Source organism: Streptomyces sp. AcH 505 (assembly GCF_000818175.1).
Lineage (GTDB): Bacteria > Actinomycetota > Actinomycetes > Streptomycetales > Streptomycetaceae > Streptomyces.
Genome location: NZ_JTIY01000001.1, coordinates 1,249,751 through 1,260,052 on the forward strand (window position 1 = coordinate 1,249,751; position 10,302 = coordinate 1,260,052).

Sequence of the window (10,302 nt, forward strand, 5' to 3'; positions counted from 1 at the left end):
CCCGCGAAGCCGTCAGCCGACCGCGGAGCCGTCAGCCGGCCGCGACCAACCGTAACCACGCAGCCAAGAGCGCCGCCGACAGCGCCACCCCAGGACCCCGCCGTGCGGGCTCCTGGGGTCAGGCGCGACGCGTCCGCGCTACTCGCCGTGCGGCGTCCTGACCGGCTCCTGCTGCGCGGGAATCGCGGAGGCGGACCCCGACGACTCCCCACGCGCGGACGACCCCCCGCGCGCGGGCGCTTCCTTGAAGTCCACCTTGCCCATGTGCCGGTTCATCGACTTCATCAGCATCCACACGCCCACCGCCATCACCGCGAAGACGACGAAGCCGAGGACGCCGGGCGTCACCTTGTTCTCGTCGAGATCGGCGGCGAGAGGAACGAGATGCGTCACTGCCTGGTTCGCATACATATCAGGCATTGTCGCGGATGCCCGCGAAGAGGTCGCTCTCGGGGATGGATGTATCGACGAGCGACTTGCTGAGCTCGTACTCCTCCGTCGGCCAGACCTCCCGCTGGACGTCCATCGGCACGCGGAACCAGCCGCCGTCCGGGTCGATCTGCGTGGCGTGCGCGAGCAGCGCCTTGTCGCGGATCTCGTAGAAGTCGGCGCACGGCACGTGCGTGGTCAGCGTCCGCTCCTCGCGCTCGGACTCCTTCCAGCGCTCCAGCCACTCCGCGTACGGCGACTCCAGCCCCCGGGCGAGCAGCGCCTCGTGCAGCGCGACCGTGCGCTGCCGGTTGAAGCCCTGGTTGTAGTAGAGCTTCAGCGGCTGCCAGACGGGCCCGAACTCGTCCTCGGGGTACTTCTCCTTGTCGGCGGCTCCGTCGAAGGCGACCACCGAGATCTTGTGGGTCATGATGTGGTCCGGGTGCGGGTAGCCGCCGTTCTCGTCGTACGTCGTGACGACCTGCGGCCGGAACGCCCGGATCGACCGGACGAGCCGGCCTGCCGCCTCGTCCACGTCGGCGAGGGCGAAGCAGCCCTCGGGCAGCGGCGGCAGCGGGTCGCCCTCGGGCAGGCCCGAGTCGACGTAGCCGAGCCACTCCTGCTTGACGCCGAGGATCTCGCGCGCCTCGTCCATCTCTTTTCTACGGACCTCGTGGATGTTCGCCTCGATGTAGGCGTCACCCTGGAGTTTGGGGTTGAGGATGGAGCCGCGCTCGCCCCCCGTGCAGGTCACGACCACCACGTCCACCCCCTCGGACACGTACTTGGCCATCGTGGCCGCACCCTTGCTCGACTCGTCGTCGGGGTGGGCATGTACGGCCATCAGTCGCAGCTGGTCAGTCAAGACTCGGTCCTCAGTGATTCGTCGCATCGGGCGGCTTCTATAGTGACGGATATCGGGGGCGGTAAAATTCCGGCTGCCCGACTCCGAGAGGAACGATCATGGCTGTGGCGCGTGCGGAGGCCCCCCGGGCCCCTCAGCCCCCCCAGGGCCGCTACGGTCGCTCGCCGGACGCGCGGGCCGACCGCAAGCTCAAGATCGCGGGTGCGGTGCTCGGTGCCGTCGCCCTCGCCGTGATCGCCTGGTTCGGGTACCACTCCCTGGCAGATCAGAGTGTCGCCGGGGAAATCATCAAGTACAAGCGCGTTTCGGCCGCCGAGATCCAGATCCACCTCGAAGTGCGCAAGGGCGCGGACACCACCGGCTCCTGCACCGTGCGCGCCCTGGACGTCGACCACGAAGAGGTCGGCCGTAAGGACGTCCGTTTCGAGGGGAAGAAGACCCGGATCGACGAGATCGTCGAGCTGCGGACCACGGGTGAGGCGACGGCGACCGAGCTGGTGGGCTGCTCAAACGACTGAACCCCGGCCGACCCACGGCTGAACCCGCCGTAGGGCACCGCGCTGACCTGCGCCGACGTAGTTCTGACGGCATTCGTCCTCCCTCTTGCGCCACGAAATTGTTAGGCTCGTGGTTTCGCCCACCCGAGAAGGCACAATCTTCTGGGTAGGGCGTTGCTTTGTATTCCCAGTACCTACGAGGAGCACCTGTGACCCAGACCAGCGAGAACGTCACCTGGCTCACCCAGGAGTCGTACAACCAGCTGAAGGCCGAGCTGGATCACCTGTCTGGTCCCGCCCGCACCGAGATCGCGAAGAAGATCGAGGCGGCTCGCGAGGAGGGCGACCTGCGCGAGAACGGCGGGTACCACGCGGCCAAGGAGGAACAGGGCAAGCAGGAGCTCCGGGTCCGCCAGCTGACCCAGCTCCTGGAGAACGCGAAGGTCGGCGAGGCCCCCGCGGACACCGGCGTGGTCGGCCCCGGCATGGTCGTCACGATCGCGTTCGACGGTGACGAGGACGACACCCTGTCCTTCCTGATGGCGTCGCGCGAATACGCGAGCACGGACATCGAGACGTACTCCCCGCAGTCGCCGCTCGGCTCGGGCGTGAACGGCAAGAAGGTCGGCGAGAACGCGGAGTACGAGCTGCCGAACGGCAACAAGGCCTCGGTGAAGATCCTTGCGGCCAAGCCGTACACGGCCTGACCCTCCGGATCCGCAGCAGACGGCGAGACCGCGGCAAACGGCGCGTCTGCGGCAGACAGCGAACAGGGGCCGTACCGCGCCAGGATGCGACTGACGCGGTACGACCCCTGTCGTACGTTCGTACGGTGCGGCCTACGCTCAGGCGTTTGTACGGTCCCGCCGTGGCGTCAGGCTGTCGCCGAGCGGTACTTGCGCACCGCCAGCGTCCGGAACACCGTGATGATCACGACGGACCAGATCACCGACGCCCACACCGGATGCTCCATCGGCCAGGCGCTGGACTGCGAGACCCCCGGATTGCCGAACAGCACCCTGCTGGCCTGCACCGTCGCACTGAACGGATTCCACTCGGCGACCGGCTGCAGCCAGCCCGGCAGATTGCTGGAGTCCACGAAGGCGTTCGAGATGAACGTGACGGGGAACAGCCAGATCAGCCCGCCCGACGTGGCGGCCTCCGGGGTCCGTACGGACAACCCGATCAGCGCGCCGATCCAGGAGAACGCGTAGCCGAGGAAGAGCAGCAGCGCGAAGGCGCCGAGCGCCTTCGGCACACCGTTGTGGATGCGCCAGCCGACGAGCAGTGCCACGCCCGCGAGGACGATGACGGTGAGTGTCGTCTGGACGAGGTCGGCGAGGGTACGTCCGGTCAGGACCGCGCCCCGCGCCATCGGCAGTGAACGGAACCTGTCGATCAGGCCCTTGTGCATATCGTCGGCGATACCGGCCCCCGCGCCCGCGGTGGCGAAGGTGACCGTCTGGGCGAAGATGCCGGCCATCAGGAAGTTGCGGTAGACGGTCGGGCTGATGGTGTTGCCGACCTGGAGCGAGCCGCCGAAGACGTAGCTGAACAGCACGACGAACATGATCGGCTGGATCAGCCCGAAGAGGATGATCTCCGGGATCCTGGTCATCCGGATCAGGTTGCGCTGGGCGACGACCAGCGAGTCCCTGACGGACTGGAAGATCCGGCCGCGCTGGGCGGGGGGTGCGAGCCGTGGGGTGTCGGTGGTGGCGCTCATTCCCCGCCCTCCTTGCTGTCGTTGCTGTCGTTCCTGTCGTTCCTGGTTTCGTCCGAGCCGGACTTCGCCGTGCCCGCCTCCCCGGCGGTCTCTTCCCTCTTCCGCTCCTCGGCTTCCTCCTTGTCCCGCTCCTCCTCGGCCGCATGGCCCGTCAGCGAGATGAAGACGTCGTCCAGGGTCGGCCTGCGCAGCCCGATGTCGTCGATCTCGACGCCACGCGTGTCGAGTTCCCTGATCACCTCGGCCAGCAGCTTCGCGCCGCCGGAGACCGGGACCGTCAGCTTGCGGGTGTGCTCGGACACGGCGACCGACTCCACACCGCCCTTGCCGAAGCCGCCCAGCACCGTACGGGCCGTCTCGACCCTGTCGCGGTCGTGGACGACGACCTCGACGCGCTCGCCGCCGGTCTGCGCCTTCAACTGGTCGGCGGTGCCACGGGCGATGACCTTGCCCCGGTCGACGACGCAGATGTCGTGGGCGAGATGGTCGGCCTCTTCCAGGTACTGCGTGGTCAGCAGCAGGGTCGTACCGCCCGCGACCAGCTCCTGGATGATCCCCCAGAGCTGCTGGCGGTTGCGCGGGTCGAGCCCCGTCGTCGGCTCGTCCATGAACATCACCGGCGGTGAGACGACCAGCGCCGCCGCCAGGTCGAGCCTGCGGCGCATACCGCCGGAGTACGTCTTGGCGGGGCGGTCGGCCGCGTCGGTGAGATGGAACCGCTCCAGCAGCTCCACCGCGCGCGCCTTCGCGTCCCGCGCCTTCATCTGGTAGAGCTGGCCGACCATCTTGAGGTTCTCGCGGCCGGTCAGATACTCGTCGACCGCCGCGAACTGCCCGGAGAGGCCGATCGAGCGGCGGACCTCGTTGGGGTACTTCAGTACGTCGATCCCCGCGACGACGGCCTTGCCGCTGTCGGGCTGAAGCAGGGTCGTCAGTACGCGTACGGCTGTCGTCTTGCCCGCCCCGTTGGGACCGAGAAGCCCCAGGACCGTTCCTTCTGGGACATCTAGATCAACGCCGTCCAGAGCCCTTACGTCGCCGAAGGTCTTCACCAGACCCTCGGCGTAGATGGCGCCCGGCATGTGGGTTCTCCCGTTATTGGCGATTTTGGCGATATTCGTCTCAAGCCACTTACGCAGAGCTTAGATTCGGCGGTTCTTCCCGCGTCACTCATTTCCACGACAACTCGCACCAGGGACCGGAGAGGACGGCACAGTATCGCGATACATCGCGACCTACAAGCGGTTGACGTGAGCGGCCGGCCCGCCGGTTGACCCGGGCTGCCGGCCGCCGGTTGACCCGTAGCCGCCGGTTGACCCGGGTGGCTAGCCGAGGATCGTGTAGCCCGCCGTCCGCAGCGCCGTGGCGACCTCCGTGCAGTGCTCGGGGCCCTTCGTCTCCAGATGGACCTCGACGTCGGCCTCGCCGAGACCCAGCCGCGGATCGGTCCGTACGTGACTGACGTCCAGGACGTTCGCGTCGGCCACCGACAGCACCCCGAGCATCGTCGCGAGCGCGCCCGGCCGGTCGGTCACGCGCAGCCGCAGGCTCAGATACCGGCCGGCCGCCGCCATGCCGTGCCGCAGGATCCGCTGCATCAGCAGCGGGTCGACATTGCCGCCCGACAGCACGGCGACCACCGGGCCCTTGAACGCCTTCGGGTCGCTCAGCAGCGCGGCCACCGGGCTGGCGCCCGCCGGTTCCACCACGAGTTTCATCCGTTCGAGACAGAGCAGCAGCGCCCGCGACAGCGCGTCCTCGGAGACCGTACGGACCTCGTCGAGCAGCTCCTGGACAATCTGGAACGGTACGTCCCCCGGCCGACCCACCTTGATGCCGTCCGCCATCGTCTGCGGCGCGTCGATCGCCATCGGCCGGCCCGCCCTGAGCGACGGCGGATAGGCGGCGGCGCCCTGCGCCTGCACGCCGATCAGCTTCACATCGGGGCGCAGCGCCTTCAGCGCGACCGCGATGCCCGCGGCGAGACCACCGCCGCCGATCCCGACGACCACGGTCTTCACCTCCGGGCACTGCTCCAGGATCTCCAGTCCGACAGTGCCCTGACCTGCGATGATGTCCAGGTGGTCGAAGGGGTGGATAAAGACGGCGCCGGTGTCGAGCGCGTACTCCTGCGCCGCCGCCAGGGTCTCGTCCACCACCTGACCCGCCAGCCGCACCTCGGCGCCGTACTCTCGCGTCGCGGCCACCTTGGGCAGCGGTGCGCCCATCGGCATGAAGACCGTGGACCGGACGCCGAGGAGGGTGGAGGCGAGCGCCACCCCCTGCGCGTGGTTGCCCGCGCTCGCCGCGACGACGCCCGCCGCGCGCTCCTCGGGCGAAAGCCCGGCGATACGCACGTAGGCGCCGCGCAGCTTGAACGAACCGGTCCGCTGAAGGTTCTCGCACTTCAGATGGACGGGGGCACCGACGAGCGCGGTCAGGTGCCGGCTCCCCTCCATGGCGGTCATCCGGGCCACGCCGGAGAGCATCTTCTGCGCCCCCCTGATGTCATCGAGGATCAAGGGACTGGCGTGGCTGGACGTACCGAAGCTCATGACGGCCAGTCTCGCAGCTCGCCGCGGGGTCGGCCGCTTGTCGGCCGCCCGTAGCCCGCTTGTCGGAAAGGCGGCTGGTCCGACATCGGACAAGAGACTGGTCCGACATCAGGGAAAGAGGCTGATCCCCTGTCGGGAAAGAGACTGATCCGATGTCGGAAAGTAGGGTGGTCCGAACTTCGCGGGTTTGTCCCGGGCCGGTACGCCCACGGCCCGCGCCGCGTACTCTGTCCCCCACCAGTCGACCACCGGACGAGAGAGCCCCCAGCCATGCCCCCCATTCAGGACATGACTTCCGCTGCTTCGGCCTCCGACGAGGCCGCAGCGGGACCCTCTGGCGCACCGGGTGAAGACGGCCTCCTCGATGCCCTCCAGCATCAGGTCGCCGTATTCGCGCGCCGCGCAGAACAGACCCGGCTAGGCGGGATCGGCCAGCTCCGCAACTCGATGGACCGGGCGGCCTATCTGCTGCTCAACCGCCTCGACAACGAAGGCCCCATGGGCGTCAAGGCCCTCGCCGCCGGCATGGGCATCGACTCGTCGACCGTCACGCGCCAGGTCGCCCCGCTCGTGGACACCGGCCTGGTGAAGCGCACCTCGCACCCGGAGGACGGCCGTGCCGTCGTACTCCAGCTGTCGGAGCGCGGTCACGTCCGGCTCGACGAGGTACGGGCGTCGCGGCGCGAGCTGATGGCACAGGTCACCAACGGCTGGGCGGAGGAGGAGCGGGAGGCGTTCACGGCCCTGCTCACCAAGTTCAACGGGGCGCTGTCGGCCCGGCAGGCGCGGCTCAGCCCCGCCGAGGGCGGCCCCGAGCCGGTCGATCCGGCCGCCGGTCCCGCGGGCGAACCGACCGGTGGGGCCGACGCGTCCGACGACACCCGCACCACCTCGGGCGCCTCGGACGAGTGACAGAGGTACGCCCTCTTGACCCCGGCCCGTAGCGGGCCTCATATGAAGACGTGGGAGAGCGTCGGACGGCCCTGGACAGCCGTCGCGCCCGGGAGTTCGAATCGTTCCTGGCGGGTGCGGCCGGCCGGCTGCTGCATGCGGCGCATCTGCTCACCGGTGAGCCGCCCGACGCCGCGCCGCACGCCCAGCGGCTGCTGACGGCCGCGCTGGCCGCCACGTACGCGGACTGGGACCGGCTGCGCGGCGAGGACCCATACGTACGGGCCCGGCAGGAGCTCGCCACCCGCTTCGCCCGCAGCCTGTGGCCCGTACGGTCCGGCCGGTCGGGCCGCGCCGGGGTGCTGGGGCCGCTCGGCCGGCAGGAGCGGGTCGTCCTGGTGCTCCGGGTCTACGAGGGCATCGGCGAGGAGCAGACGGCGGCGATGATCGGGCTGTCGGTGGAGCGGGTGCGGGTCATCTGCGCGCGGGCCGTGGCCACGATGCGCAAGGCGGCACGCGACGGGTCGCACGACGCGGCCCGGCAGGGCGTGCGGCCGGCCCCCGGGGCTGCGGGGGCCGGGGCCGCGGGGGCCGTCTCGTGATCAACTCCGAGCGCAAAGAGGCCGAGGTCCGCCGGATGCTGGACCTGCCGCATCCGGCCGTCCCCACCGATCTGCTCCTGCGCGCCACCGCGCGCGGCGCCCGGATGCTGCACAGGCGCCGTACGCTGCGCCGAGTGCTGTGGACGCTGCTGCTGGCGGCGGCGGTGGTCTTCGTCGTCTGGGCGGCGGCCACGTATCCGTGGGAGCCGCAGCCGACGGAGATGACTCCGCCGCCGTTCGGCTTCTGACGGGACGCCTTCCGGCGACAGCGCGACGAACATGACGGCGCGGGCCGCACCGGCCCGCACCACCACCACCACCACCGAACAGAACGGACTACTTGCCGAGGGCCTGCGTCAGGTCCGCGAGCAGGTCGTCGCCCGACTCGATCCCGACCGACAGCCTGATCAGGTCGGACGGCACCTCCAGCAGCGAGCCCGCCGTCGAGGCGTGCGTCATCCGTCCGGGGTGCTCGATCAGGGACTCGACGCCGCCCAGGGACTCCCCGAGCGTGAACAGCTTCGCGCGGTTGCAGACCTCGACCGCCGCCGTCTCACCGTCGGCGATCTGGAACGACACCATGCCGCCGAAGCCCGTCATCTGCTTGGCGGCGACCTCGTGGCCCGGGTGCTCGGGCAGGCCCGGGTAGAGGACCTTCGAGACCCGGGGGTGGGTGGTGAGCATCTCGGCGATGCGGGCGGCGTTGGCGCTGTGCCGGTCCATCCGCACGGCGAGCGTCTTGACGCCGCGCAGCACGAGCCAGGAGTCGAAGGGGCCGGCGATCGCGCCCATCGCGTTCTGGTGGTAGGCCAGTTCGTCGGCCAGCGCGTCGTCGTTGACGACGAGGGCGCCGCCGACGACGTCCGAGTGTCCGCCCATGTACTTCGTCGTCGAGTGGACGACGACGTCGGCGCCCAGCTCCAGCGGCTGCTGGAGGTACGGGCTGGCGAAGGTGTTGTCGACGACCAGCGTCACCCCCGCGGCGTGCGCGACGCCGGACAGGGCGGCGATGTCGGTGATGCTCAGCAGCGGGTTCGAGGGGGTCTCGACCCAGATCGCCTTCGTGCGCGGCGTGATGGCGTCCCGCACGGCGGCGGGGTCGGAGGTGTCGGCGACCGACCATTCGACGCCCCACCGGGAGACGACCTTCGCGAACAGCCGGAAGGTGCCGCCGTAGGCGTCGTTCGGGATGACGACGTGGTCGCCGGGCGACAGCAGCGTACGCAGCAGGCAGTCCTCGGCCGCGAGACCCGAGGCGAAGGCGAGTCCGCGCCTGCCGCCTTCCAGGGCCGCCAGGTTCTCCTCGAGCGCGGTGCGGGTCGGGTTGGCGCTGCGGCTGTACTCGTAACCGCCGCGCAGACCGCCGACGCCGTCCTGCTTGTACGTGGACACCTGATAGATCGGGGGGACGACAGCGCCGGTGACGGGGTCGGCCGTGTTGCCCGCGTGGATGGCACGGGTCTCGAAGTTGTACTGACCGGTGGGGTGCTGGTGGCTCATGAGCCCCGAGCGTAGTCCCGGACGGGCCCTGCTTGTCGCCGGTGACCGCGGCGCGGACGGCGATCAGGGGGCGGTACGGCACACACGGTGACGACTTCGTGGCCGCGGCGGGCGTCCGGGACAATGGAGCCATGGAGATTCTCTGGTTCCTGATGGCGATGGCCCTGCTGGCCGCGATCATCGTCCCGTACGTACGCCGCAGGCGCGGCGGAATCGCCGGCGGCTTCCGCCAGGTCGCGCCCGGTTCGCCGGACGCCGCCGACCCGGCGGCGTACGGGTTCCTGCGGCAGGAGGAGCTGGACATCCGGCTGCCGGGGCCGGACCAGGACCTCCTCGACGTGCTGGACGTCGTCCAGCACACCCAGGACTGGCACGCGGCGTCCCAGCTGCTCGCCGCCACCGGCAAGGACGACGAGATCCGCTGGCAGCGGGTGCAGGCGTTCGCGGGCGCGGCCTCGCTGGAGTTGCGGCAGCGGCCCGGCGTGGGCGGTTCGTGGCTGCGGTCCTGGCGGGCGCAGTCGCCGAAGGACGCGGGCGGGGCCGCCGTGCATGCCGAGTTCCTGGTGCAGCAGGCGTGGCGTTCGTCGGCGGCCGGCAGCGACGACTTCCGGATCATCCTGGAGGAGGCGCGCACGGTCTGCGGCGACGCGGCCCTGCTGGCGCCGGGCGACCCCGTGCCGTACATCGTGGAGCTGGCCGTGGCGCGCGGGCTCGGCTATCCGCACGAGCAGTTCGACGAGCTGTGGGCGAAGGTCATCGACCGGGCGCCCGCGCACATGGGCGCGCATCTGGCGGCGCTGCACTACTGGTGCGAGAAGTGGCACGGCTCACGCGAGGAGGCGGACCACTTCGCGACGACGGCGGCCGCGCGCGCCCCGCGTGGCTCGCTGCTGGCGGCGCTGCCGCTGTTCGCGGTGTACGAGCACCTGCCGGAGGTCAATCTGGTGCGCAGCTTCTACCAGAGCGAAGTGGTGACGAAGGCGATGGGCGGCGCGCTCCACGCGGTGCACGCGGCACGCGAGAACGACCCGCTGCTGCCGCACGTACGGCACCTGCTGATTCTCTTTCTCGTACGCTCGGAGCGGTGGTCGGAGGCGATGAACCAGCTGGTACGGGTCGACGGCCACGTCGGGGCGCTGCCGTGGACGTACGGCGGGGACCCCGCGGCGGCGTACGCCGTGTACCGGGCGCTGGCGGTGGCGGGCTACGAGGCGAGCGGCGGAAGCCCGGCGAGCCT

12 protein-coding genes are annotated in these 10,302 nt (G+C 70.2%); 6 read left to right on the forward strand and 6 right to left on the reverse strand.

Going from position 1 to position 10,302, the window contains the following annotated elements:
- Positions 1 to 138: 138 nt before the first annotated feature.
- Together HY68_RS05665 and mca are read right to left on the reverse strand one after the other, a co-directional pair.
- Positions 139 to 411 (reverse strand): hypothetical protein, encoded by a 273-nt coding sequence (locus HY68_RS05665; RefSeq protein WP_041985152.1) that lies wholly within the window; start codon positions 409 to 411, stop codon positions 139 to 141.
- A gap of 1 nt (position 412) precedes the next feature.
- Positions 413 to 1,294: a mycothiol conjugate amidase Mca gene (gene mca, locus HY68_RS05670; RefSeq protein WP_041985153.1), complete on the reverse strand. Its 882-nt coding sequence runs from the start codon at positions 1,292 to 1,294 to the stop codon at positions 413 to 415.
- A gap of 98 nt (positions 1,295 to 1,392) precedes the next feature.
- On the opposite strand from mca, the gene HY68_RS05675 reads away from it, so the two are divergent.
- Positions 1,393 to 1,812 carry a DUF4307 domain-containing protein gene (locus HY68_RS05675; protein WP_041985156.1) on the forward strand — a complete coding sequence of 140 codons (420 nt, stop codon included), beginning with the start codon at positions 1,393 to 1,395 and terminating at the stop codon, positions 1,810 to 1,812.
- A gap of 188 nt (positions 1,813 to 2,000) precedes the next feature.
- Positions 2,001 to 2,498: a transcription elongation factor GreA gene (gene greA, locus HY68_RS05680; protein WP_041985159.1), complete on the forward strand. Its 498-nt coding sequence runs from the start codon at positions 2,001 to 2,003 to the stop codon at positions 2,496 to 2,498.
- Positions 2,499 to 2,665: 167 nt separating this feature from the next.
- Here greA and HY68_RS05685 read toward each other — a convergent pair whose 3' ends face one another.
- The 3 genes from HY68_RS05685 to ilvA all read right to left on the reverse strand — a co-directional run bounded on the left by HY68_RS05685 (position 2,666) and on the right by ilvA (position 6,072).
- Positions 2,666 to 3,517, reverse strand: a complete 852-nt coding sequence (locus tag HY68_RS05685) for an ABC transporter permease (RefSeq protein WP_041985162.1) — start codon at positions 3,515 to 3,517, stop codon at positions 2,666 to 2,668.
- Positions 3,514 to 4,599: a daunorubicin resistance protein DrrA family ABC transporter ATP-binding protein gene (locus tag HY68_RS05690; protein WP_041985165.1), complete on the reverse strand. Its 1,086-nt coding sequence runs from the start codon at positions 4,597 to 4,599 to the stop codon at positions 3,514 to 3,516. The genes HY68_RS05685 and HY68_RS05690 overlap by 4 nt, the downstream gene beginning before the upstream one ends.
- A gap of 243 nt (positions 4,600 to 4,842) precedes the next feature.
- The gene (gene ilvA / locus HY68_RS05695) at positions 4,843 to 6,072 is read right to left on the reverse strand and encodes a threonine ammonia-lyase (RefSeq protein WP_041985168.1); all 1,230 of its coding nucleotides are present in this window, start codon (positions 6,070 to 6,072) and stop codon (positions 4,843 to 4,845) included.
- 270 nt (positions 6,073 to 6,342) lie between these two features.
- Between ilvA and HY68_RS05700 the strand changes: the two genes are divergently transcribed.
- Genes HY68_RS05700 through HY68_RS05710 form a run of 3 tightly spaced genes read left to right on the forward strand, consistent with a single transcriptional unit; the run spans position 6,343 to position 7,813 of the window.
- Positions 6,343 to 6,984 (forward strand): MarR family transcriptional regulator, encoded by a 642-nt coding sequence (locus HY68_RS05700; protein WP_078863445.1) that lies wholly within the window; start codon positions 6,343 to 6,345, stop codon positions 6,982 to 6,984.
- 50 nt (positions 6,985 to 7,034) lie between these two features.
- Complete coding sequence (locus tag HY68_RS05705) at positions 7,035 to 7,565, forward strand: sigma factor-like helix-turn-helix DNA-binding protein (RefSeq protein WP_041985170.1); 531 nt, start codon at positions 7,035 to 7,037, stop codon at positions 7,563 to 7,565.
- A complete protein-coding gene (locus tag HY68_RS05710; RefSeq protein ID WP_198533218.1) occupies positions 7,562 to 7,813 on the forward strand; it encodes a hypothetical protein in 252 nt (83 codons plus the stop codon). The genes HY68_RS05705 and HY68_RS05710 overlap by 4 nt, the downstream gene beginning before the upstream one ends.
- Positions 7,814 to 7,901: 88 nt before the next feature.
- Here the strand turns inward: HY68_RS05710 and HY68_RS05715 are convergent, their stop codons facing one another.
- Positions 7,902 to 9,065 carry a cystathionine gamma-synthase gene (locus tag HY68_RS05715; RefSeq protein ID WP_041985173.1) on the reverse strand — a complete coding sequence of 388 codons (1,164 nt, stop codon included), beginning with the start codon at positions 9,063 to 9,065 and terminating at the stop codon, positions 7,902 to 7,904.
- 131 nt (positions 9,066 to 9,196) lie between these two features.
- Between HY68_RS05715 and HY68_RS05720 the strand changes: the two genes are divergently transcribed.
- Positions 9,197 to 10,302: hypothetical protein (locus tag HY68_RS05720; RefSeq protein WP_041995252.1), on the forward strand; the 1,106-nt coding region annotated here is incomplete at its 3' end.

Bases quoted from the DNA above. Each gene is read 5' to 3' on its own strand.
- HY68_RS05665 (WP_041985152.1), bottom strand. From the start codon at position 411: ATGTATGCGAACCAGGCAGTGACGCATCTCGTTCCTCTCGCCGCCGAT.
- HY68_RS05675 (WP_041985156.1), top strand. From the start codon at position 1,393: ATGGCTGTGGCGCGTGCGGAGGCCCCCCGGGCCCCTCAGCCCCCCCAG.
- HY68_RS05685 (WP_041985162.1), bottom strand. From the start codon at position 3,517: ATGAGCGCCACCACCGACACCCCACGGCTCGCACCCCCCGCCCAGCGC.
- HY68_RS05690 (WP_041985165.1), bottom strand. From the start codon at position 4,599: ATGCCGGGCGCCATCTACGCCGAGGGTCTGGTGAAGACCTTCGGCGAC.
- ilvA (WP_041985168.1), bottom strand. From the start codon at position 6,072: ATGAGCTTCGGTACGTCCAGCCACGCCAGTCCCTTGATCCTCGATGAC.
- HY68_RS05700 (WP_078863445.1), top strand. From the start codon at position 6,343: ATGCCCCCCATTCAGGACATGACTTCCGCTGCTTCGGCCTCCGACGAG.
- HY68_RS05715 (WP_041985173.1), bottom strand. From the start codon at position 9,065: ATGAGCCACCAGCACCCCACCGGTCAGTACAACTTCGAGACCCGTGCC.